Below are 23138 nucleotides of genomic sequence, written 5' to 3'. Positions count from 1 at the left end.
TTAATTCCCTCACCCCTTATTCGAGGTATTGCGAATACTGCTGACGAAAGCATCGATTTCGTTGCCAAGGACGGTGAAAGAATGGGCGAGTTCGCCGATTGCCGTATGCATATTTTCGACCGAGGCATTCGTTTCTTCGGAATGTTGCGTTAAATCTTCCATATAATCTGAAATATGCTGGGTACCGCTGGAGGCTTCGCCAACGCTTTGATTAATATCGTCGATAGATGTGTTTTGTTCTTCGGTTGCAGAAGCAATTCCGACCGAGGCATTTTGGACTTCAAAAACCTTGTCGGAAATATCTTTTAAGGCTTTGATGACCAATTCGGTTTCACTGTTGATTTGGGCGATTTTTTCGCTTACGCCTTCCGTTGCATCTGCCGTCTGCATGGCAAGTCCTTTGACTTCGGATGCCACCACGGAAAAACCTTTTCCGGCTTCACCTGCGCGGGCGGCCTCAATCGTGGCGTTCAGCGATAATAAATTGGTTTGTTCCGCGATATTTTGAATAAGTTCGACAATATCGCCAATACTTTCAACCGATTGGGATAGACCTTCCACAACCTGCATCGCCCCGCTAACTGCCTCGCTCGCGTCCTTGGTTGTATGGGTGGCCTTGTCCATTTCGTGTGCGATTTCCAACGAGGATTCTTTTAACTGCTGTGTGGCAGAGGCAACGGTTGAGACATTCAAGGAAGTGGTTTGCGCAAAGCTTTGCACATCTTGCGCTTTTGTGCGTGTCGCCTGAGAGGTTTGCGCCATTTCCGAAGAATTGGATTTTAACATCTCAATCACCGTATTCATTTGTTGAATTGCTTCGCCGGTTCGTTGTTCTAGCCCGTCTGCGATTTCCAACATGGCCTGCATTTTATCGGCTTCGCTACGGATACGTTCAGCCTCCTGAGACTGTCGTAAATACACCGCTTCTTTCTCGTTATTTTTAAAGACCTCAACCGCGTGCGCCATGCTGCCGATTTCATCGCTACGTGATAAAGCTGGCGTTTCCTGTTCCAGATCCCCATTGGCGATATTCATCATCGCCTGCGTAATTTTCTGCAAGGGCGAAACGATGGAGCGACTGGCGTACATCCCCACCGCCCCGATTAAAATAAACAACGCCACAGACGTGATTAAAATCCGATTGCTCAAATCATGGGCAGGTTTCAGGATTTCATCCATTTCCTGCTCACTCAACACAAACCAGACCTTATCGAAGAAAGAAACCGTTTGTGCTGCGTACAATGTGTTTCGCCCGTCTTCCGATACAGAAACATCGGTTGCAAATTTTTGAGATTTAGCAGCAGAAAGGACAGGCAAATCCAGCTTGCTTGTGCCTGGTCCCGTGCTTGTTCCACGCAACAGACCATCATTGCCGACCAGCATCATGCGCCCGCTCTCACCTAGCCCTGAACGATCACCTAAAATCGCGTTGATCCCCTTATCAGGCACTTGCAAAACAATCACCCCTTCGAGGTTCCCGTCCTGTGCAAAAATACCCCGCCCGGCAAAGGCTGCTTTTTGCCCTGCCAAGGAAGGGTAAGAAAAATAATCTGCTGCCAGAACAAGGTCTGTTTTTTTCTCGTCAATCAAGGTTTGCACCAGCGTCTTCAACGGACTATCCGGTTCATCTTTTTTAATAATTTTCGAGGCAAAATCATCACGTTTGTTGACCGAATAAATCATGTTGCCTTTCAAATCAAACAACATCAATTCCGGGTAGCCGTAGCTTTCAATCAGGGAACGGAAATAAGGGTGGTTCTGTTTATGCTGTTGCCCGTAAAAAGAAAAATCGTCTTCCCCGTCATAAGCCTTGCGATCCTCAGGGGTGGGGTTATTTGTGATATATTTCTTGCGCAAACCGGAGCGGCCGGATGACCCGAACCCCATTGTGAAGCTCACGACCCCTTTAATGGTCGAAGGGGTCTGGCCCAACAGGTTGAGGTCCGTTTTCAGGCGTTGGAATATCTCGTTAATCTGTGTGGCACGCGAGGCTGTCAGGGCCTCCAGCCGGGTTTTTGAAGCTTCTTCCAAAATGGAACTGCCGCTTAAAACCGATGAAATACCAATTGCTAATGTGCTCAGCAACGCCGCCCCAATCACCAAACTGGGGATCTTTTTTGATAGAGTGAAAAAACCAACACCCGTTTGCATAATCTATTCCTCACTACGACTTCTTACCTTGTTTCAGGCAAAGCGGATCCATTGACACAACGCATGTTCGCGTGCCTTCCATAAAAATCATGGTGCGGTTGGTTCCTTCCCGATTTAAATGTCGGAAAGAAACGCCCGTTCCTTAGTTGTTCATTTGTTTAAAAATCTTTTGTCCCGTCGGTGTCATCGCCAGACCACCCTTGCCGGTACAGCGCAATTCACAGGGGATGGATTGTCCAACCTGATGCATGGCAATAATGACTTCATCCAGCGGGATTAACGGATCAAACCCGGCCAAGGCCATATTGGCCGCTGACAAGGCATTACCAGCCATCAAAACGTTTTTACCCAGACAGGGGGCTTCCACCCGGTTTGCCACCGGATCACAGACCAGACCGAATGTATTTTGCAACGCCATTGACGCCGCCCCGATAGACTGATCAAGTGTGCCGTCAAACAGAGTAACAAGAGCGGCCGCAGCCATACCGGACCCGGATCCCGTTTCCGCCTGACAGCCGCCGATTTCTGCTGAAAACGTTGCCATATGGGCGATAAAAACGCCGATCAATCCTGCCGCCAACATGGCCTTGACCTTTTGGTCTTCGTCCATATTCAGCGCATTGGCAACACCAAGACACGTTCCCGGTAAAGTTCCGCATGACCCGGCAGTCGGTGCGGCAACAATCACCCCCATCGAACTTTTAACATCCATCAAAGCCGTCACCGCCAGAATGACATCATTATGCAGACCAAGGTTCAGGAAGTTGTTCGCCCCGGTTTTTTCTTTATATTTTGGGGCTTGTGCCGGATAAATCCGATCTTCATAGGTCGTGCCCTTAATCCCTTGATCGATGGAATGATCAAGGATACGAACAATGTCGCGCATTTTTTCAAACACGATCTCTTCACTGATATTGCCGCGCGCACTTTCATATTTCAGTGCCAGTTCCCACAAGCTGAGATTTTTATCCTCATTAAAGGCCAGCATGGATGTTGTATCAACAAAGGGAACCATCATGGTTTTGCGTGCCCCGATGGGCAAAACCGGGGCCATTGTGCGCACCTCAATTCCATCGGGAACCGTGACAAAGTCTTGGCCTTTGACTTGGATCACCCTTTGGCGTTTCAAGATATAATCTGCATTTTGCCCATCAACCAGCGTTTCATCTTCGCTGAAAATCAGGGTTTCGTGATAATCCCCAAACATAGAAAGCTTGATGCCGTTGATCTCGATCACTTCGATCATGCCACCACCTGTGGAAATCGCAATCATGCAGACTTTATCCACATCACTTTCCAAGGTCAGCTTATAAGTATTTTCGTGTGTCGCCCCATAATCGGTAATACGGATTTCAACCGAACATCCGCTTTCTTCCAGATATCGCCCGGCTTCTGTCATACGTTCGTCTGTGACATCCCACCCCATCAAGGCGGTAAACAGCCCCATATCAGAACCTTGACTTTCATGGGTCGGTTCCAACGATCCATTTGGGTCATATTCAATGAGGACTGTATGGAAATCACCGTTCATATAATCACGTGCCAAGGCACCAATCCGATGGGCTGCGGCAACATGAGAACTGGACGCCCCGCGCATCACAGGGCCAATGGCATCGTTAAATATGCTGGGATAATGCATTGTTTAACCTTTCGCCGTTTTTTGAATGTAAAGCGCGGTCATTAAATCAAGATGCGCCCCACCACCGTTTTTAAACAAGGTAATTTCATCATCAGATGTACGACCCGCTGCGCCATTACACAGATCATAAAAATCAGCAATGATATCGTTTTCGCCAATGACACCGCGTTCAATCGGAATACGCAATTCTCCAATATCATGGATGGTGGTTTCACGGGCATCAACGAATAAGCGGGATTTGGTTAATAAGTTATCCTGTGCTTCGCGCATATCGGGGCGGTAGGCACCAATCAGGTCCACATGGGTGCCCGGTTTAAACCAATCCCCGTTTAAGAACGGTTCAATCGTCATGGTCGCACTGGATACAATATCTGAACACTCTATCGCTTCAGGTAAGTTTTCAATGGTGATAACACCCTTTTCATCCGCCAGCTTTTGGGCTTTTTCAAAAGTACGGTTCCACAACTGAATTGTTTCCAATCCGGGAAAGACTTCACGATAGGCGTCAATCAAGGACGCGGCGACCGCGCCCGCCCCAACCACAGTCAAAACCTTGCTATCCTTGCGGGCCAATAGGCGCGCACCCAAAATGGAATCCCCTGCCGTTTTCCATTTCGTCACCAATGTTCCGTCGATCAAGGCGGTTGGGACACCCGTTTGATCATCAAACAGGCTAAACACCGCATGAATACTGGGCAGAACCGGATTTCGTTTCAGGTTTTCAGGGAAAATCGTTGCTGTTTTAACACCAATGCCAGCCCCCTTGATCCATGCTGCACGGTTCAACATGGCATCATCCCCATGCTTAAACAGGATATCATCAATATCGGCACGTTCATGCTGTTTATGCCCATTGATCATGGCATCGCTGACATCCATCCAGCTTAAATTATGTTCGACATCACTTGCCTGCAAAAAAGGGATCGTGCTCATTTTCTTATTTACCTTTCAACATGGGCCACGTGTCACCGATCCGGTAGCCACCCGGCCAAGGGTCCGTGGGGTCCAGCATGTGCTGATATGTGCCCGTAATCCAGCCACGACCTGATAACTCAGGGACAATTGCGTCTTTTTCGCCAACCTTGGTCGTTTTAACGATCCGTCCGTCAAAACGTGAATTGATAACCGAACGCGCAATATAACGTTCGCCAACTTCCATCAAACCGCGCGCATGTAACACGGCCATACGGGCAGACACCCCGGTTCCGGTTGGGGAACGGTCCAACTTACCGGGTTGGATCACAACGGTATTTTTTACAGACTTGATCCCGTCTTCTTCGATCATCGGGGCATGGATTTGACAGAAAGAACAATGTGTCCAATCCGGGTTTGTCGGATGATGAAAACCCAATTGTTCATTTGCGGCATTGGTAATTTTGATCCCAATTTCCGCTAAATCGCGGGCTTCATCCGGGGTAATGGTAAATCCCAGTTCCTGGGCGCTCGCCATAACAAAACTGTCCCCGCCAAAGGCCGTATCCACCGTAATCGTTCCCAGTCCGGCAACTTCCAACGTGGCATCCAGTTTATCTGCGAAGGAAGGTACATTTTGGACGGTCACTTTTTCGACTTTGCCGTCTTTACAGCTTGCTGTGACTTCAACCAAACCGCCGGGGGCTTCCAACGTCATTTTGGTTTCCGGCTCCACCATCGGCAAAATACCTGTTTCCAACAAAACCGTGGACACACAGATGGAATTGGACCCGGACATTGGCGGCGTATCTTCGGGTTCCATAATGATCCAACCCATTTGCGCCTTGGGGTTCTTGGGTGGCACCAACAGATTGACATGACGAAAGACCCCGCCGCGTGGCTCGTTCAGGACAAAGTTGCGCAAGGTTTCATCCTTGGCAATAAAACGCGATTGTTCCCACAAAGTATCGCCGGGTGGCGGGGCAACACCGCCGACAATAACATCGCCAACTTCACCCTCAGCATGGCAGCCAACGATATGAATGATTTTGTTTGACCGCATTTTATTTCACCACAAACCCATGTGCATAAGGATCACGATCATCAATATAGATCGTATTCGTGCCTGTCATACGTGCCCAGCCTGCAATTGATGGAATAATCGCGTCATAATCGCCGACTTTTGTGGCCCCTTCGACACGCCCTTTAAACAAGGATCCGATAATGCTTTCATGGATGAAATCATCACCCACATTCAATTTACCCAGTGCCGCCCATTGTGCCATGCGCGAGGATGTGCCCGTCCCACATGGGGAACGATCAATCGCTTTATCGCCATAAAAGACGGCATTGCGCGCCGTGGCTTCCGGCTGGGTTGTGTTGCCTGTCCACAGGATATGGCTCAAGCCTTGAATTTCCGGTTTTTCAGGATGGATAAATTCGTACTTTTCGTTCAAGGCAGCGCGCAGTTTGGGGCTGAACCCGACCAGTTCACCTGCCGTAAAATCCGCCATATCCTGAAAATTGCTTTGTGCATCGACAATGGCATAAAAGTTTCCACCATAGGCCACATCAACAAAAATATCACCCAGCCCGTCAATTTCCGCGCTTAGGCCTTGTTTATAAAGGAAAGAGGGAACATTCGTCAGGCGGACTTCTTCCACATATTCGCCCACTTGTGTATATTCCGCAACCACCTTGCCCGCCGGGGTATCCAGATTTAAAACACCCGGTGTTTTCGGTTTTACAAGGCCGTTTTCAATCGCCATCGTCACCGTCCCGATGGTGCCATGCCCACACATGGGTAAACAGCCTGATGTTTCAATATAAAGAACGCCAACATCGCAATCTTCACGGGTCGGTGGATACAGGATCGAACCGGACATCATGTCGTGCCCACGTGGTTCAAACATCAACCCGGTACGGATCCAGTCATATTCTGCCAAAAAATGTGCCCGTTTTTCCAACATTGTGGCCCCTGTTAGATCAGGGCCACCACCAGCCACCAGACGCACCGGATTGCCACACGTATGACCGTCGATACAGAAGAAAGTATGTTTTGCCATTTCTTTTTATTCCTTATTTAAAAACGGTTTGCACGCAGCGCCGTTATATCAATGGACGTTTTCTTATTATTGATCAATTCCCAGACAAGCTGGGCGGTTGCACTGGATTGGGTCAGGCCCAAATGCCCGTGCCCGAAAGCATAAATAATATCATCACTTGCCGATGAATGACCGATCACAGGCAAGGTATCGGGGATCGCCGGACGAGCACCCATCCATTCTTCCCCGTCTTGCGGTTTTAAGGCTGGTAATAGTTTTTTCGCTTTCGCCAGCATGGTTTTAGATCGTTTATAATTGGGGTCCCGCCCCAATTTTGCAATTTCAGATGCACCGCCGACACGTACACCGTTTTCCAGCGGCACAACAACAAAGCCATGCTCACTAAAGACCAAGGTATGATCCAGATCGGACCATGCATCTTTGGGCAGTGTCGTATTATAACCACGCTCCCCGATCAACGGCACAGGATCACCCAATTGACCACTGAGTTGCGCAGACCACGGACCTGCTGCAATCACAATTTTACCAGCTTCCAAACGATCCCCATTGGCCATCGTTACATTGCCTTTTGCAACGGATCGCACCTCCCCATAAATCGTTTTCAACCCCTTTTCACTCAGCACCCGATGAAGCGCGAGGCAAAAATCATGCGGATCAGATACCGATTGCCAAGTGGACGCAAAAATCCCTGCAACAAAGGACGGTGCAAGACCGGGTTGGAATTGATGCAAGGCTGCATCTTCATAACATTCAAAAGCAATATTATGCTGCTTTCTGAATTCCCAGTTTTTCAGATCATTCTGATAGGCCGATTTACTTTCATACAGATGCAATGCACCGTTTGTGCGCACCATAGATGACAGGCCACAACGATCCAGCATCAAGGCAAAACTATCCTTGCCCAAATGCATCAACGCTGCCTGCACGTCTATACTGCGTTTAAATTGTCCGGGGCGTGCTGCTTTTAAGAAACGGATCAACCAGCCCATTGTGTGAGGAAGATCCTGTGGCACCACGGCAAAGGGGCCGACAGGATCCAAAAACCACTTAATTGCTTTTTTAACAATACCGGGGGAAGCCAACGGCATAATATCGGAAAACGCCAATCCTGCCGCATTACCGCGTGAGGCACCGGCTGCGATTTCTTCACGTTCTATCAAGGTCACAGAATGGCCTTCATGCACCAGTTTTTCCGCAATCGCCAATCCGACGATCCCTGCGCCGATAACGATAATGTCCTCTGACTTCCCCATGATATGTGTCCTTAAGCTTGAGTATAAGACGTTTTAACGGTGGTGTAGAACTCAACTGCATATCGGCCTTGTTCCCGCGAACCGTAACTGGACCCTTTGGTCCCGCCAAACGGCACGTGATAATCCACACCCGCTGTCGGCAGATTGACCATCACCATGCCAGCCTTGGAACGTGCCTTAAAATCGGTGGCATATTTCAAGGATGTCGTACAAATTCCGGCAGACAGGCCGAATTCCGTATCGTTGGCAATTGCCAGTGCTTCGTCATAATCTTTGGCCTTGATCACGGTTGCGACCGGACCGAAGACTTCTTCGCGGTTGATGCGCATGTCATTGGTGGTATCGACAAACAAGGCCGGGGTCATGAAATGCCCTTTGCCATCGATTTTTTCACCACCACAGGCCAGTTTCGCGCCTTCGGCCTTGGCTATTTCGACATATTCAAGGTCTTTTGCCAATTGGCGTTCATCAATGACCGGGCCGATTTGTGTGGCGCTGTCACGGGCATCACCGACTTTCAAACCACTGACAGCCTTGCTGAGGGCCGCGACGAAATCATCATAAATACCTTGCGTCACAATCAATCGACTGGACGCTGTGCACCGTTGTCCGGTTGAGAAAAACGCCCCGTTCAGACATGCACCGACAGCCACATCAAGATCGGCATCATCCAGAACGACCATCGGGTTTTTGCCCCCCATTTCCAACTGAACTTTTTTCAAGTTCTTGGTACAGGCTTGTGCAACAGAACGACCTGTTTGTACGGAACCCGTAAAGGAAACAGCCGCAACTTTCGGATGATCAATCATAACCGGGCCAATTTCAGAACCACGACCATTTACAAGATTAAACACACCGGCAGGCAGACCGGAACGGTGAATGATATCTGCCAAGGCCCAGGCACTACCCGGTACGGCTTCGGCAGCCTTCAAAACAACCGCATTGCCGTAACACAGGGCCGGGGCTGCTTTCCACGCCGGAATGGCGATGGGGAAATTCCACGGTGTGATCAGGCCGATCACGCCAACAGCTTCGCGGCGCATGTCGACTTCCACGCCAGGACGAACAGAATCAAGTCGTTCCCCCGGTATGCGCAAGGCTTCCCCGGCAAAGAATTTAAATATTTGTCCGGCACGGGCAACTTCGCCGATCCCTTCCGGCAATGTCTTGCCTTCTTCACGCGCCAGTAATTCACCCAGTTCTTCTTTACGGGCAAGAATTTCTGTTGCGATTGTATCCAGCACATCAAATCGTTGCTGCGGGGTCGATGTCCCCCACCCGGCTTGCGCTGCATGGGCGACTTCAATCGCTGTATTCATTTCATCGGCTGTCGCACTGGCGGCTTCGCCGATGATATCATTTATATCGGACGGATTGACGTTGGGGACACTGTTGGTCCCCATCGTCCATTCCCCACCGATCAAGTTGGGAAAAGTAGTCATTATAAAAGACGTCCCTTTTACTTAGAGTGCGTATTTAGACAGGTCCGGGCGGCAAGCGATTTGGTCACGGATGATTTTTTCAACGCGTGCGCGGTGCTCACCTTTCAGGATTTGACGCGGCGGACGTACATATTCCGTGGAACCTACGGAAATGGCTTCGGCCAATTTAATTTGTTGAACAAGGAACGTTGAAACATCCAAATCCAGAAGTGGGCGCAACCAACGATAAATTTCACGCGCTTCTTCCGTACGACCGGCACGAACCAGATCATAGATACGCTGGTTTTCTTCCGGGAAAGCAATCGAAACGCCGGAAACCCAGCCATCTGCACCCATCAACAGAGCTTCCAGACCCAGGTTGTCTACACCTGTCAGGATTTTATAACGATCACCACAAACATTGATGATCTCTGTTAAACGACGGATATCATCAGAACTTTCTTTAACGGCCACCATACGGTCATCATCGGCCAGTTCCATCATCATTTCCGGTGTCACATCCACACGGTAAGCCACGCGGTTGGAATAAATCATCACCGGCAGATCACCCGCAGAAGAAATCGCTTTCAGGTTCGTGATCGTTTCATCACGGTCAGTGTGATAGATCGGACTTGGTACAATCATCAGACCATCCGCACCAGCCTTGCGACCCATCTGCGCAAGTTCACAAGCTTCGCGTGTACCCGCTTCGCTAACGGTCAATAAGACGGGTTTATTACCGCAAGCCGATTTTGCAATTTTTACCGTTTCGATGCGTTCCTCGTGGGACAGCATATTGCCTTCCCCAAGTGTACCGCACACAATAACGCCTGCATTGCCTGCATCCATCTGCAAACCAACGCAACGTTCCATTTCTGCTGCGTCAATCGCACCGTCTGCTGTAAATTTCGTTGTGACAGCAGGCATCATTCCATTCCACATGGTTCTCAATCCTTCCAAAGATAAGTATATGATTTTGTTTTTTTATTAGAGCATGGCGCGCTCAATAACTGTCACTTGCCATGCTCTAACTTATTCGTTTGACGCAACTTGCGTCACCGCAATCCCAACTGGACCGCGTTAGTCTCGTCTTAACGGACGTTTGCGAGGAACTTACGTGTATGTTCACTCTGGGCTTCACCGAAAATTTGCTCCGGCGGGCCGATTTCTTCCATAATCCCTTGATGGAAATAGGCAACACGGTCAGACACATCACGGGCAAAACCCATTTCATGCGTGACACAGATCATGGTCATGCCTTCTTCCGCCAACATGCGCATGGTTTCCAGAACCTCCCCGACCAGTTCCGGGTCAAGTGCGGAGGTTGCTTCGTCAAACAACATATATTCCGGTTCCATCGCCAAAGCGCGCGCAATGGCCAAACGTTGCTGCTGACCACCGGATAATGAATTAGGATACACATTCAACTTGTCCCCCAAGCCAACGTGCTTGAGTTGCTTGGCGGCAATTTCCAAAGCATCTGTCTTGGAATGCTTTTTCACAATCTGCGGCGCCAGCGCCACGTTTTCAAGCGCGGTCAAATGCGGGAAAGAATTCCATTGCTGAAAAACCATCCCAAGATTTTGGCGCAGTTTGTTGACATCGGTCCCTTTGGCATGCACATCGACACCATCCACAATCACCGCACCTTTCTGAATTTCTTCCAGACCGTTGATACAGTACAACAATGTCGATTTCCCGGAACCGGAAGACCCGATCACGCTCAGGACTTCACCTTTTGCAACATTCAGGTCGATGCCTTTGAGGACGTGCAAATCCCCGAAATATTTGTGGAGCCCTTTGATCTCGATCATGACGCCCACCTTTCTTCTAATTTCTGTGAATATTTAGACAGCGGATAGGAAAGAACGAAGTAGAACGCCCCTGCCACTGCCAAAATGATAAATGGTTCTTGTGTTCGTGTGATCAGGATTTGCGATGCACGCAGCAATTCAACATAGCCCAAGACAGACACCAGTGCGCTGTCTTTCATAACCCCAAGGGCAACACCGACCCACGCCGGGAAAACAGCCCGTAAACCAATCGGCCAGACAACATAGCGCATATCCTGCCAATAACTCATCCCCAGGGAACGTGCCGCGCGACGCATCGGTTTGCCGACAGCTTCGATCCCGCCACGCGCGACCTGCGCAACCAACGATGCCGTATAGAGGCTTAAAACAAATGTCCCTGCCGCAAACGGTTCCAGCGGCCATCCCATAATCGGGAAGAAGTTAAAGAACAAAACCAGTTGGATCAAAAGCGGCACACTTCTGAAAACGTCCAGAACCGTCCCCAAAATAGCACGAACAACCCAATTCCCGCTTTGCAACATCCAACCAAAAATAATTCCAAACACGGTTCCGGTCGAAATCGACAAAACGGAAATAAGAAGTGTTTGCCCCGCAGCCTCAGCCATGAACAAAAGGTCATGGGGCTGAAATCCGCTAAAGAATGACATATTATTACTCATCTAATTCGCCTCCCTAATACCGAAACAGGCGGATAGATGCCAATTTTGCTGCGCCCAAAATAATCTTGACGATCGCGTAGTAAATAAGGGCAGTCACTGCAAAATATTCAAAAATACGAAATGTCTTGGATGCAAAGAACTGGGTCTCGCCTGACAATTCACGGAAACCGACCATCATGCCAAGCGAACTCATCAACACAGCCCAAACCATCTGGTTAGTCATCGGATGATAAACAATGCGTAAAACTTGTGGAATAATGATACGGATATAAGCTTGTGGGATCGTCATCCCCAGCGAACGTGCCGCGCGCAATTGTGTATCGGGAACAGCCTGAAAACCACCACGGAAGTTTTCCGCCAAATAACCTGCATTATTAAAGGAAAGCCCGAACAGGACGATAAAATATGGTGCGAAATGGATCCCGAATGCACCCAGACCAAAACCAAAAAAGAATAATTGAAACAGCGCCGGTGTGTTACGAGCGAGTTCGACCCAACACGTTGCAAACCAACGCAGCGGCTTGATCGGCGACATTCTAGCCAAAGCCAACAAAAGGCCGAGGATGATGCCGATGATCATTGAAAGTACAGCAACCTCAAGCGTTGTCAGACTTGCCTGAAGAAGTTCGGGCAGTTTCTGAAACACGGGGCGCCAGTGAAAATGGTAATCCACGATTACTTACCTCCGGCAAAAAAAGCCCCGGGCCGAGTTTATCAGCGGATGATGACCCGGGGAATATATGCGAGCGTTCTCTTAGTACATTACGCCGGGGATACGCAGTTCGGGTGCTTCGCCACCGACATAAGTTTCCCACAATTCAGCATAACGACCGGAACGAACCTGATGCGTGATGAACAGGTTGAGGTAGTTCAGCCAAGAAACATCCTTGCGCGGACCGGCAAAGGAGGCATAATCCGGTGTCCACGGCATACGCGGGCCAGCTTCAATCGTGTCATATTGTTGTACAATCGGACGAACGGCTGTGTTGGTTGTAATACCGACATCCGCTTTACCCTGTGCAACGGCCAGAACAACTTCGTTTTGGCTTTGGTAAGCTTGATAATCTTTTTCCCAACCGCGTTTCTTTGCAATTTCCAGATAGGCTGCTTCTTCAACAGTGCCCAAACCAGCGGCAACACGTTTACCGGCCAGATCATCAAATGTTTTCACGCCGGCGTCTTTATTGACAATCGCTTGCGCAAAGAAAATCACATAAGGAATTGAAAAACCGACAGTTTTTGCACGTTCCAGCGCATCGGACGTTGACCCGATAACCACGTCTGCGCGGTTAGTAACGATCAACGGCAGGCGCTCAGACCATGTCACAGGCAGCAACTTAAGATCAACGCCGAGTACTTTTGCCAGATCTTTACACATATCCACATCGTAACCGGCTGGCTCATTTTTTTCGTCACGATAGCCGATTGGCGGGAAATCAAGAACAACGCCACAACGCAGTTCACCGTTGTCAATTACGTCATCCAGTTTGTCTGCGTGCGCAGGGGATTGGGAAAATGCGATGGCAAGACCAGCACCCAGTGCCATAGTCTTAAGAAAACGTCCAATCATTGAAACCTCCAAATATAAAACAAATCTGATTTGCGCGCTTTATTCGTCATCTTCAAACCAGCGATGTAGAACCATATTTTAAATTGGATCCAATATGCAATATATTTTTTACAAAAATTTCTATATACTGCACTTAGTTTGACATAAAGTTGTTTGTGGATTATGCACCAAGCGGCTGAAAGCATTGAAAGGACGGACTTTGTACGACGACTTGAAACAGCGGGCGATTGATCTGGGAAAGACAGCTTCTTCTTCAGATATTATTTTCGACGCGTTGCGTGATGCCATCATCAGCGGTTCGTTGAAAGCGGGTGAATCCATTCGTCAGGAATATATTGCAAAAATTTTCAATGTTTCTCGTATCCCTGTGCGTGAAGCCTTGAAACGCCTTGAATCACAAGGGCTTGTTCGCAACGAACGCTATAAGGGCGCCATCGTTTCCTCCCCTAATAAAGAGGAAATCCGCGAAATTTACGAAATTCGTTTGTTGCTGGAGCCGAATATTATTCGTTACGCTGTACAAAATATGTCCAAAGGGACATTGCGAATCGCAAGCGAGTGTCTGGATAAATTGGCCGCCGAACAAGATTCCAGCAAATGGGGGGAATTAAACCGACAGTTCCACGAGGCGCTTTATCGTGATGCCGGACGTCCGATCCATCTGAAAATCGTCAACGATTCAATTGACCGGATTGATTCTTACATTCGTGCACAGCTCAATTTGTCCGGCGGAATGGAAAAGGCGCATGAAGAACATATGGCCATTCTGGAAGCCTGCGAAGCCGGCGATGTTGAAAAAGCTTACGAGTTAACGGTCTCTCACATTAAAGATTCATACAGTACCGTTATGACCCATCTGGGTCACACAGGTGCGATGCTGGACTAAGGCGTGCCTTGCGTTTTCGCCCAACGCAATTTCATCCACCGTTTCCGGTCTGTTGAAGCCACAACGATGCCAAGCGTTGCAATTCCCACCCCAATCATCTGGCCCTGTGTCATTCCTTCGCCCAAAAACGGCACCGCCAGTGTCGCTGCACAAACCGGGATCATGGCATAAAACAGGGCAACCGCACCGGCACCAATCGTGCGTGCCGCATAAGTCGTTATCAACATCGCAAACAAGCCGGGTACAAGCCCCTGCAACGCCCCCTGAAACAAAAGTTCGCTGACCTTATATTCAGCCAGTAACGATGTATCAGAAAACAAAATCCACAACGGCAGGAAAAACAACCCGTTTAAAACAGTACAGGCCGTCAAACTTTGTCCGATACTGACCTGCCAGCGTTCCGCATAGATAATAAAGGCCGCAAAAGACGCGATTGCAAGCACAGCCATAGCATTGCCACTCCAGACCGCCAGATCAAACGCGACCCCCGATTGGTCCGCAACCATCAACAAAATACCGCCGAAGATAACCGCACTACCCAACGCTTGTTCCACCGTAATTTTTTTGCGTAAAAACAAATAGGAAATAACGGCTGTCACAACGGGCGTTGTCCCGTACATAAAGACGCAAACCAACGCAACAGGGCTGCGTTCCACCGCTTCATATGTCAGGATATTCTGGGGCAATCCCCCTAAAACGGCAAGGATAAGGTAACGCTGTACAGACAGCCCTTTCCATGTGCCGAGGTACCATAAGGCAGGCACCAGAACCAAACAGGCCACTATAAAGCGCAAAGCCAGCAGGTCATAAACACCGATATCCGTTTTTAAACCCAAACGGGTTGCCATAATCCAGGACGACCATGTCAACGTAATCGCCAAACCGGCAATCAGACCGGTCAATTTGGTTGCAGGCATCGGCACTATCTTTCTTTATTTTTAATAGAACGTCATATTCATTTGGAGGTTTCATTGACAAGATGCCGCAATACAATGGATAATAAAATCTAAACTTTCTTAAAACTAGAGTTAGATTTAATTACTCATGTCTTTAAACAAGCTTCATATTTTCAAAACTGTGTATGAATGCGGGAATACGGCTGATGCGGCCGCTCTGCTCAAAGTCACCCGACCGGCCATCAGCCAGAATTTATCGCGTTTGGAAGATGAACTGGGCATTAGTCTTTTCACCCGTTTCCCCAAAGGGCTCATTCCCACACCACAGGGGCATCAACTGGCCCGCAATGTCGGCCCCCTTCTTGATCAATTAAATATCGAAATAAGTGCGGTATCACACAATCAGGACAGCCGCGTCGGTATTTTGCATATCGGCGCCCCGCAGGCGACCGGAACCCTTTATATGCCGCGCATTGTTGAACGGTTCAACGCGCTTTATCCCAACGTCGAAATTCACCTCTATCTGGAAAGTTCGACCTTACAACTGGCTCGTTTAATGAAAGGGGAACTGGATTTCGCCATTATAGATGTTTATGGCGGTGAGGAACTGCATCGTAATTTCCAATCCTATTGTTTCAGTGAAACCCTTGTTGAGGAATTTGTCGTTCTGGCGTGTTCCCCCCGCTATTACGAAGAAAACATTGCAGGCGATCTCAGTTTTGACAAGCTGGCCTCGCTGGATTTTCTCACCACACAGGATACAGCACTGGAACTCAAAAGCTGGTTCTATGACCAATTTGGCAAAATACCGCCTTCTTTAACAAAGCGGGTCATTGCGAATAACGGCATTGCCCTTATTGACTGTGCGCGGCGCCATCTTGGCGCCTTTGCCACCGGCAGCAATCTGATTAAAGAATATGTGGAACATGGCGAATTGATAGAAATCACCCCGCGCAGTCGCGGCGAAAACAACAGCATTTGCCTCGCCCAATTGTTGGACAAGAAACCTTCCGCTTTGGAAAAAGCCTTTATCACAGTGCTTAAAGACTATGCACAATCCACATGGGGCAGAGAGTAGCCGAACCACGATTAAAAGGAACAACTTTAAGCAGAGAAAATAAAGGTTGTTTTATCTATGGGATTGCACCTCATTTCCGCCTAAAAGACTATATATATTTTGTATTCATCATACGCATAAAGATAACCCTCTAAAATAAATGGTATTTTTTTACGAAAGTTTTTTGGAAACTGTGTAACGGTATGATAAAAATACACGACTGCTCCGAAAGATAGGACGCGAGGGGAGAGCCGAATGGCTGTTGAAGTTGAAATTTTAAAAGAGTCGCGCATTCTTGTCGTCGACGATAACCCATCCAATGTTCTACTATTGGAAGCCCTGCTTATGCAGGAAGACTATCAAAATGTCAGCAGCACGACCGATCCGACTCAGGTTCGCGCCCTGCATGAAGAAAATGATTTTGATCTGATCCTGCTTGATATTCAAATGCCGAAAATGAACGGTTTTGAAGTTATGAAGCAGCTTAAAGAGCATCACGACCAGGATGATTACCTGCCGGTTCTTGTCCTGACAGCACAAACGGATATGGAAACGCGGCTACGCTCCCTTGATCTTGGGGCGCGTGATTTTGTCACCAAACCATTCCAGCATGCAGAAGTACTGCAACGTATTCATAATTCCCTCGAAATTCGCCATCTTTACAAACAAAAGAAAGAATATACCCATACGCTGGAAGACAAGGTCCATGAGGCCACGGCAGAATTACGCAAATCACAGCTTGATATCATTCGCTGTCTAGGGCGTGCGGGGGAATATCGTGACAATGAAACCGGTGAACATGTTATCCGCATGTCAAAATGTTGCCAGCTTCTCGCCCTTGAAGCCGGTTTAACAGAACGTCATGCGGAATTGATTCTTTACGCAAGCCCCATGCACGATGTCGGTAAAATCGGTATCCCCGACCACATCCTGCTCAAACCAGGGAAATTGACGCCACAAGAATGGGAAACCATGAAAAGCCATGCCGAACTTGGCGCTGATATTTTGGCAGATAATGAGTCTGAAATGATCCAACTGGCGCGCACCATCGCAATTGCGCACCATGAAAAATGGGATGGGTCTGGCTATCCTTATGGCCTGAAAGGCGAAGACATTCCGATTGAGGCCCGTATCGCTGCCATCTGTGATGTTTTTGATGCCCTGACCTCGGCACGCCCCTATAAAAAGGCATGGGATGTCAAGGATGCCATTGCCTTTGTTGAAGAACAATCCGGCACTCATTTTGACCCCAATCTGGTTCCTCATTTCATGAATATTCTGCCCCGTATCCTTGAAATACGTAAAGAACATCAAGACCCGGACGAACTACAAACGCAAGTGGGTTAAACAAATTTGAAACAGGAACAAGCCGAAACCATCGCCCTGCAGGCCATCGCCTTTATCGGGCAGGAAGAACATGCCTTAAACGGTTTACTGGCCCAAACCGGAATGGGTGTGGATGATTTGCGTGAAAACATGCAGGATCCGGCTTTTTTAGGCGGCATTCTGGATTTTCTGCTGAGTGACGAAAGTGCCTTGCTGGCTTTTTGCGATGCAATCGAAATTGCCCCTGAATTCCTGATCCGCGCGCGCCGTTGCCTGCCCGGTGGTGAAAACCTGTGGGACGGCTGAGCCCCAAAATTAACCCAGCCGTCTGACACAATTTTTTTAATTTAAATGACGTCTTCCAGTTGATCAATAAAGCCGGAAACGACTTTCAATCCACGTTTCCAGAAGGTTGGATCACTGGCATCCAGCCCAAAGGGCGCAAGCAATTCCTTGTGACGTTTCGACCCACCGGCCCGCAGCATATCCATATATTTTTGCTGGAACCCATCATGGCCGCTTTGGTAAACGTCATAAAGTGAGTTCACCAAGCAATCCCCAAAAGCATAGGCATAAACATAAAAGGGGGAATGAATGAAGTGTGGAATATAAGCCCAGTAATGCTTGTATTCTTCATCAAAACGAAACGCACCACCCAGACTTTCGCTTTGTACGCTCATCCAGATTTCACCAAGGCGATCCGAACTCAACTCCCCTTTGCGCCGTTCATCGTGTACATGGCGTTCAAAATCACAAAAAGCCACCTGACGTACAACAGTATTGAGCATATCCTCAACCTTACCCGCCAACATAATCCGGCGGCGTTTTTCATCCGTTTCACCGTTGAGCATCGAACGAAACGTCAGCATTTCCCCAAAGACCGATGCCGTTTCCGCCAAGGTCAAAGGTGTATTGGCCATTAACGCCCCTTGATCGGCAGCTAAGACCTGATGCACACCATGGCCTAATTCATGGGCCAGCGTCATCACATCGCGCACTTTGCCATGATAGTTCAACAGAATATAGGGGTGTGCTGACGGAGTTACAGGATGAGAAAAGGCTCCGCTATCCTTGCCAGCGCGCGGCGGTACATCAATCCAGTTTTCGTCAAAGAACCGCTTCCCGATCTGCGCCATTTTCGGATCAAAGGCATGATAAGCATTCAAGACAATTTCGCGCGCGTTGTCCCATTCGATCTTACCATCATCATCTTCCGGCAAAGGGGCGTTACGGTCCCAATAATCCATTTGATCCACACCAAACCATTTGGCTTTCAACGCGTAATAACGGTGTGATAAATCGCCATAAGATTCCTTAACCGATCCGATCAAGGCATCCACGACCTCGTCTTCAACCAGGTTAGAGATATTGCGCGACGAAATCGGTCGATCAAACCCACGCCATTGATCCTCTGTCGCTTTGTCTTTGGCAAGCGTATTGGTAATTAAAGACAACAGACGAATATTATCACCAAGCACCTGACCAAATGATTTGGCGGCCTCTTTACGCACCGCACCGTCTTTGGACGATAATTTATCCAGAATTTCCGAATTGGTCAGCATATTCCCCTGAAATGGAAAACGTAACCCCGCCATTGTTTCATCAAACAAACGTGACCACGCCCGTCGCCCACTGACTGATTTTTCGTGAAGCAGACGTTCGATTTCTTCATCCAGTTGATATGGACGATAGGCGCGCACATCCATCACCCACGCACGGTAATAGGCACAGGCGTCATCTTCAAAATACCCGTCCAGAACAGCGTCATCCAGTTTGTTGATTTCCAAGGTGAAGAATAAAATGGCACTGGAAAGGTCCGTTATTTCTTCTTGTACATTCTGGTAAAATTGCGCAATCGCACTATCGGTATTGTCAGCAGCATACTGGAGTTGCGCATAACTCACCACGCGCCCCAAAATATCGTCCAATTTTTCATAACGTTTCAGCGCATTTGCAAACTCTGCCCCATCCAGTTCAGCAAGCTTGCCTTGATAGGTTTTAGCAAAGCTTTGTGCCAATTCTTTTGCCGTGTTCAGATCATCTCGCAACTGCGGGGCATCAATGGCGCTGTAAAGATGGGTTAAGTCCCAAGTCGGTAATTTTGTCGTCATATTTTTGTCATTTCACTTTGAACGATAGGGAAGTTTAGGGCATAAACGGATATTCATAAAGTAGATCGGCGCATGCATTTTCCGCCTCTCGGGTTAGAATTGTTGTATCGGCCTATATTGTCAACTCTCAGTACCGAATATTTCCATGACACATCCCAATTGGCCTAATCTGGTATCCATGTTCTTTGAACAAGCGCAAAAGCGTGCGTCCAATCCCTTCGTTTGGCAAAAAGTCAACGGCACCTACCAATCAACCAGTTGGAAACAAAGTTCAGATAACGTTGTGCATCTGGCCCGTGCCTTACGCAATCTTGGCATTCAAAAAGGTGACCGCATTGTTTTGGTGTCAGAAAATCGCAGTGAATGGGTCATGGCCGATATGGCAATTATGGCCTGTGGCGGCATCACGGTCCCGGCCTATACGACCAATACGGTGAATGATCATCGCCATATCCTGAACAACGCGCAGGCCAAAGCCGTTATTGTCTCCACTGCCAAGCTTGCCGCGCCCCTGCTGCATGCCAGCCATGAAGCCGCCGATGTGGAATTTGCCATATCGATGGAAAAGCTCGATTTAAAACAAGAGTTATCGCATCCGGTCTATCTGTGGGATGATATGCTGAATAAGGGGGCCATGCTCACCGACGATATCATTGGGGAAGCCAACGCCATAACGCGCGAAGATACGGCCTGTATTATCTATACCTCCGGGACAGGCGGCACCCCGAAAGGCGTGATGCTGCCCCATCGTTCCATTCTTCATAACTGTGTCGGCGCAACCAACCTGTTGAAATCCATTGGTCTGGATAACGAGGTCTTCCTTTCTTTCCTTCCGTTGTCTCATTCCTATGAACATACCGCCGGGTTGATGTGGCCGGTTTATCTTGGTGCGCAAATCTATTACGCTGAACGTGCAGAAACCTTGGCGGCCAATATGGCGGAATGCCACCCGACCCTGATGACCGCCGTCCCCCGCCTTTATGAAATGATGCGTCAAAAAATATTGCGCGGACTGGAAAAAGAAAGTGAAAGCAAACGTGCGCTCTTCTTAAAAACCTGCGCCTTGGGCAAAGCCAAACATCTGGGCGAACCACTTGGACTAATCGGGACCATTCAGAATTTCTTTCTGGAACGTCTGGTGCGCAATAAAGTCCGCCAACGGTTTGGAGGGCGTCTCAAGGCGATGGTCTCGGGCGGTGGTCCTTTGAACCCGGATGTCGGATTGTTTTTCCAGGGATTAGGTATTCGGATTTTACAGGGCTACGGTCAAACGGAATCCGGTCCGGTTATCAGCGTCAACACACCACAGAAAATCAAAATGCATACGGTCGGACCAGCCCTTGATCATACAGATATAAAAATCGCATCGGACGGTGAAATTCTGGTGCGCGGTGAACTTGTTATGAAAGGCTATTGGCGCAATGAAAAAGCGACTAAAGAAGCCTTAAAAGATAACTGGCTGCATACTGGCGATATCGGTTTTCTGGATGATGATCAATATTTGCAAATCACGGACCGCAAGAAAGATATTATCGTTAATTCCGGTGGCGATAACATTTCCCCACAGCGGGTTGAGGGATTTCTGTCACTGGAAAAAGAAATTGCTCAGTCGATGGTCTATGGGGACAAGCGCCCGCATCTGGTTGCCTTGATTATCCCGGATGAAGAATATGCAATGGAATGGGCCAAGACACACAATATGGAATATAATCTGCAACATCTGATTATCCATAAAGATTTTATTGCCGATATCTCCCACGCGATCAGCCGTGTGAATAAAGAACTTTCCAATATTGAAAAAGTCAGAAAGTTTATTTTAAAAGCTCAACCCTTCACAATTGAAAATGAAGAATTAACCCCCACCCTGAAAATTCGCCGACACATTCTTCATTCTAAATATGGAGAAGAGCTGCGAAAACTCTATAAATAGGCACCAAAGTCCCGATACAACCAGATAATCGCTTTTGACGATTTTGTTTCGTATAATGCACGCTTCTAAGCGATAAAGCACAGTGAATAAAAGAAAGAACAACGCATTATGCTGCAACAAACCCTGAGTGAGAGAGATCGCTCACTCGGTGAGCGATTATACAAAATCCACGAAGAGATACGGGCGAACTTTCCTGATTTATGCCGGATTGCCGTGGCGTTATATGACCATGAAACCGATATTTTAAAAACATTTGCCCATTCAACGGATGGCATTTCCCCCATCAGTTTCTATCAGGCAAAATTGTCGGAGGCCCATTCCTTACAAGAAATCGCAAAAACCAATCAAACGCGCATTATTGATGATTTGACAACACAGGAATCGCAAAAGGCCCATTCAACCAAGTTGCTTGAATCCGGTTATAAATCAAGCATGACTATGCCGATTATTTTTAATGACCATCTTTATGGGTTTCTCTTTTTCAATTCACCGAAAAAGAACTTCTTTTCCGATATCCGTTGCGCAACGATCAAGGCTTATGCCGGGGTGATTTCCTTGCTGGTTGTGAACGAAATGCAAACCCTGACCACCTTTCGCGGTGCGGTTCAAACGGCACGCGAATTCAGCCGTCAACGGGACGAGGAAACCGGCAATCATCTGGAACGTATGTCACGTTATGCCCATCTGATTGCATTGGAATTAGCCCCAAAATATAAAAAGGCTGATGATTGGGTCGAATATATATTTCAATTCACCCCCTTGCATGATGTCGGCAAAGTCGCCGTCCCTGACGAAATTTTACTAAAACCCGGCCGTTTGACGGACGATGAGTATGACGTTATGAAAACGCATGTCCAAAAAGGCGGGCAAATCATTTCGCTGATGCGCCGCGAATTTGGATTAGATTCCGTCAACTTCTTCGATATGTTGAATAATATTGTTTTATATCATCACGAAGCCTTGGACGGCAGTGGCTACCCCTACGGTCTAAAAGGCGATGAAATCCCACTGGAATCGCGCATCTGCGCCGTGGCCGACATCTTTGATGCCTTGACCAGTAAACGCCCCTATAAAAACGCATGGTCTAATGGCGATACCATGCAATGGTTATTGGACAATGCCGGGGAACGTCTGGATACGGAATGCGTTCAGGCCTTAAATAAACATATGGACGAAGTCAGAAAAATTCAGGCGGAATTCGAAGAAGATTTCATTGGTTAAATCTCGATTCAGCTCGTCAACCGAACATTTTTCGCAGATGCAACCGAAATGCTGCACTGCATGGCACGCAATTTTACCTTCACGGGAATGAGTGACCGGGTAATTTTTTAAGGCGTTTACCCAAAATCGACATTTTTTATTGCGAATTTTAGGTCAGCATCACTTACCTACTTGAAATCTAGCAATTCATTCCCTGATACTTACATAATAAGTACAAACATTTATA

20 protein-coding genes are annotated in these 23138 nt (G+C 48.1%); 6 read left to right on the top strand and 14 right to left on the bottom strand.

Going from position 1 to position 23138, the window contains the following annotated elements:
* Nucleotides 1-9: 9 nt before the first annotated feature.
* The 12 genes from IEW74_RS12910 to IEW74_RS12855 form a co-directional block, all read right to left on the bottom strand.
* Complete coding sequence (locus IEW74_RS12910; protein ID WP_188665886.1) at nucleotides 10-2151, bottom strand: methyl-accepting chemotaxis protein; 2142 nt, start codon at nucleotides 2149-2151, stop codon at nucleotides 10-12.
* A 142-nt stretch (nucleotides 2152-2293) separates the two neighbouring features.
* Nucleotides 2294-3790, bottom strand: coding sequence for an L-serine ammonia-lyase, iron-sulfur-dependent, subunit alpha (locus tag IEW74_RS12905; RefSeq protein ID WP_188665884.1), 1497 nt, complete (start codon nucleotides 3788-3790; stop codon nucleotides 2294-2296).
* A 3-nt stretch (nucleotides 3791-3793) separates the two neighbouring features.
* Nucleotides 3794-4723 (bottom strand): ornithine cyclodeaminase family protein, encoded by a 930-nt coding sequence (locus tag IEW74_RS12900; protein WP_188665882.1) that lies wholly within the window; start codon nucleotides 4721-4723, stop codon nucleotides 3794-3796.
* 4 nt (nucleotides 4724-4727) lie between these two features.
* On the bottom strand, nucleotides 4728-5765 hold the full coding sequence (locus IEW74_RS12895; protein WP_188665880.1) for a trans-3-hydroxy-L-proline dehydratase: 1038 nt from the start codon (nucleotides 5763-5765) through the stop codon (nucleotides 4728-4730).
* Nucleotide 5766: 1 nt separating this feature from the next.
* Nucleotides 5767-6768 (bottom strand): 4-hydroxyproline epimerase, encoded by a 1002-nt coding sequence (locus tag IEW74_RS12890; protein WP_188665878.1) that lies wholly within the window; start codon nucleotides 6766-6768, stop codon nucleotides 5767-5769.
* A 17-nt stretch (nucleotides 6769-6785) separates the two neighbouring features.
* Nucleotides 6786-8021, bottom strand: a complete 1236-nt coding sequence (locus IEW74_RS12885) for an NAD(P)/FAD-dependent oxidoreductase (RefSeq protein WP_188665876.1) — start codon at nucleotides 8019-8021, stop codon at nucleotides 6786-6788.
* Between the two features lie 11 nt (nucleotides 8022-8032).
* Nucleotides 8033-9463 carry an aldehyde dehydrogenase family protein gene (locus IEW74_RS12880; protein ID WP_188665874.1) on the bottom strand — a complete coding sequence of 477 codons (1431 nt, stop codon included), beginning with the start codon at nucleotides 9461-9463 and terminating at the stop codon, nucleotides 8033-8035.
* Nucleotides 9464-9484: 21 nt separating this feature from the next.
* Nucleotides 9485-10384, bottom strand: a complete 900-nt coding sequence (locus IEW74_RS12875; RefSeq protein WP_188665873.1) for a dihydrodipicolinate synthase family protein — start codon at nucleotides 10382-10384, stop codon at nucleotides 9485-9487.
* Between the two features lie 149 nt (nucleotides 10385-10533).
* Nucleotides 10534-11256 (bottom strand): amino acid ABC transporter ATP-binding protein, encoded by a 723-nt coding sequence (locus IEW74_RS12870; RefSeq protein ID WP_188665870.1) that lies wholly within the window; start codon nucleotides 11254-11256, stop codon nucleotides 10534-10536.
* Nucleotides 11253-11915, bottom strand: a complete 663-nt coding sequence (locus tag IEW74_RS12865; protein WP_188665867.1) for an amino acid ABC transporter permease — start codon at nucleotides 11913-11915, stop codon at nucleotides 11253-11255. Before IEW74_RS12865 ends, IEW74_RS12870 begins: the two co-directional genes overlap by 4 nt.
* A gap of 13 nt (nucleotides 11916-11928) precedes the next feature.
* Nucleotides 11929-12588: an amino acid ABC transporter permease gene (locus IEW74_RS12860; RefSeq protein WP_229734354.1), complete on the bottom strand. Its 660-nt coding sequence runs from the start codon at nucleotides 12586-12588 to the stop codon at nucleotides 11929-11931.
* Nucleotides 12589-12669: 81 nt separating this feature from the next.
* Nucleotides 12670-13485: a transporter substrate-binding domain-containing protein gene (locus tag IEW74_RS12855; RefSeq protein WP_188665864.1), complete on the bottom strand. Its 816-nt coding sequence runs from the start codon at nucleotides 13483-13485 to the stop codon at nucleotides 12670-12672.
* A 199-nt stretch (nucleotides 13486-13684) separates the two neighbouring features.
* On the opposite strand from IEW74_RS12855, the gene IEW74_RS12850 reads away from it, so the two are divergent.
* Nucleotides 13685-14371, top strand: coding sequence for a GntR family transcriptional regulator (locus tag IEW74_RS12850; protein ID WP_229734353.1), 687 nt, complete (start codon nucleotides 13685-13687; stop codon nucleotides 14369-14371).
* On the opposite strand, the gene IEW74_RS12845 is transcribed toward IEW74_RS12850, so the two are convergent.
* Nucleotides 14368-15288, bottom strand: a complete 921-nt coding sequence (locus IEW74_RS12845; protein WP_188665861.1) for a DMT family transporter — start codon at nucleotides 15286-15288, stop codon at nucleotides 14368-14370. The two genes, IEW74_RS12850 and IEW74_RS12845, sit on opposite strands and share 4 nt — an antisense overlap.
* A gap of 127 nt (nucleotides 15289-15415) precedes the next feature.
* Between IEW74_RS12845 and IEW74_RS12840 the strand changes: the two genes are divergently transcribed.
* The 3 genes from IEW74_RS12840 (at nucleotide 15416) to IEW74_RS12830 (ending at nucleotide 17956) form a co-directional block, all read left to right on the top strand.
* Entirely contained in the window at nucleotides 15416-16345 is a 930-nt protein-coding gene (locus tag IEW74_RS12840) for a LysR family transcriptional regulator (RefSeq protein WP_188665859.1), read from the top strand.
* A 234-nt stretch (nucleotides 16346-16579) separates the two neighbouring features.
* Nucleotides 16580-17671: an HD domain-containing phosphohydrolase gene (locus tag IEW74_RS12835; protein ID WP_188665857.1), complete on the top strand. Its 1092-nt coding sequence runs from the start codon at nucleotides 16580-16582 to the stop codon at nucleotides 17669-17671.
* A 6-nt stretch (nucleotides 17672-17677) separates the two neighbouring features.
* A complete protein-coding gene (locus IEW74_RS12830) occupies nucleotides 17678-17956 on the top strand; it encodes a DUF3572 domain-containing protein (RefSeq protein WP_188665853.1) in 279 nt (92 codons plus the stop codon).
* Between the two features lie 41 nt (nucleotides 17957-17997).
* Here the strand turns inward: IEW74_RS12830 and IEW74_RS12825 are convergent, their stop codons facing one another.
* Complete coding sequence (locus tag IEW74_RS12825) at nucleotides 17998-19761, bottom strand: M3 family oligoendopeptidase (RefSeq protein WP_188665850.1); 1764 nt, start codon at nucleotides 19759-19761, stop codon at nucleotides 17998-18000.
* Between the two features lie 145 nt (nucleotides 19762-19906).
* Here IEW74_RS12825 and IEW74_RS12820 point away from each other — a divergent pair, with 145 nt between their 5' ends.
* Nucleotides 19907-21691 carry an AMP-dependent synthetase/ligase gene (locus IEW74_RS12820; RefSeq protein ID WP_188665848.1) on the top strand — a complete coding sequence of 595 codons (1785 nt, stop codon included), beginning with the start codon at nucleotides 19907-19909 and terminating at the stop codon, nucleotides 21689-21691.
* A gap of 108 nt (nucleotides 21692-21799) precedes the next feature.
* Nucleotides 21800-22912: an HD-GYP domain-containing protein gene (locus tag IEW74_RS12815; protein ID WP_188665845.1), complete on the top strand. Its 1113-nt coding sequence runs from the start codon at nucleotides 21800-21802 to the stop codon at nucleotides 22910-22912.
* The last annotated feature ends 226 nt before the right edge of the window (nucleotides 22913-23138 follow it).

The sequence above is a fragment of the Terasakiella brassicae genome (assembly GCF_014641495.1).
In the GTDB taxonomy this organism is placed as follows: domain Bacteria; phylum Pseudomonadota; class Alphaproteobacteria; order Rhodospirillales; family Terasakiellaceae; genus Terasakiella; species Terasakiella brassicae.
Note: the sequence above shows the minus strand (reverse complement) of the source record. Positions and strands in the feature narration are given on the sequence as shown.

Excerpts from the sequence above, each read along its gene's own strand:
- IEW74_RS12885 (WP_188665876.1), bottom strand. The coding sequence starts at position 8,021 with ATGGGGAAGTCAGAGGACATTATCGTTATCGGCGCAGGGATCGTCGGA.
- IEW74_RS12865 (WP_188665867.1), bottom strand. The coding sequence starts at position 11,915 with ATGAGTAATAATATGTCATTCTTTAGCGGATTTCAGCCCCATGACCTT.
- IEW74_RS12820 (WP_188665848.1), top strand. The coding sequence starts at position 19,907 with ATGACACATCCCAATTGGCCTAATCTGGTATCCATGTTCTTTGAACAA.
- IEW74_RS12835 (WP_188665857.1), top strand. The coding sequence starts at position 16,580 with ATGGCTGTTGAAGTTGAAATTTTAAAAGAGTCGCGCATTCTTGTCGTC.
- IEW74_RS12895 (WP_188665880.1), bottom strand. The coding sequence starts at position 5,765 with ATGCGGTCAAACAAAATCATTCATATCGTTGGCTGCCATGCTGAGGGT.
- IEW74_RS12910 (WP_188665886.1), bottom strand. The coding sequence starts at position 2,151 with ATGCAAACGGGTGTTGGTTTTTTCACTCTATCAAAAAAGATCCCCAGT.
- IEW74_RS12845 (WP_188665861.1), bottom strand. The coding sequence starts at position 15,288 with ATGCCTGCAACCAAATTGACCGGTCTGATTGCCGGTTTGGCGATTACG.
- IEW74_RS12870 (WP_188665870.1), bottom strand. The coding sequence starts at position 11,256 with ATGATCGAGATCAAAGGGCTCCACAAATATTTCGGGGATTTGCACGTC.
- IEW74_RS12880 (WP_188665874.1), bottom strand. The coding sequence starts at position 9,463 with ATGACTACTTTTCCCAACTTGATCGGTGGGGAATGGACGATGGGGACC.
- IEW74_RS12825 (WP_188665850.1), bottom strand. The coding sequence starts at position 19,761 with ATGACGACAAAATTACCGACTTGGGACTTAACCCATCTTTACAGCGCC.
- IEW74_RS12840 (WP_188665859.1), top strand. The coding sequence starts at position 15,416 with ATGTCTTTAAACAAGCTTCATATTTTCAAAACTGTGTATGAATGCGGG.
- IEW74_RS12875 (WP_188665873.1), bottom strand. The coding sequence starts at position 10,384 with ATGTGGAATGGAATGATGCCTGCTGTCACAACGAAATTTACAGCAGAC.
- IEW74_RS12905 (WP_188665884.1), bottom strand. The coding sequence starts at position 3,790 with ATGCATTATCCCAGCATATTTAACGATGCCATTGGCCCTGTGATGCGC.
- IEW74_RS12855 (WP_188665864.1), bottom strand. The coding sequence starts at position 13,485 with ATGATTGGACGTTTTCTTAAGACTATGGCACTGGGTGCTGGTCTTGCC.
- IEW74_RS12900 (WP_188665882.1), bottom strand. The coding sequence starts at position 4,723 with ATGAGCACGATCCCTTTTTTGCAGGCAAGTGATGTCGAACATAATTTA.
- IEW74_RS12815 (WP_188665845.1), top strand. The coding sequence starts at position 21,800 with ATGCTGCAACAAACCCTGAGTGAGAGAGATCGCTCACTCGGTGAGCGA.
- IEW74_RS12890 (WP_188665878.1), bottom strand. The coding sequence starts at position 6,768 with ATGGCAAAACATACTTTCTTCTGTATCGACGGTCATACGTGTGGCAAT.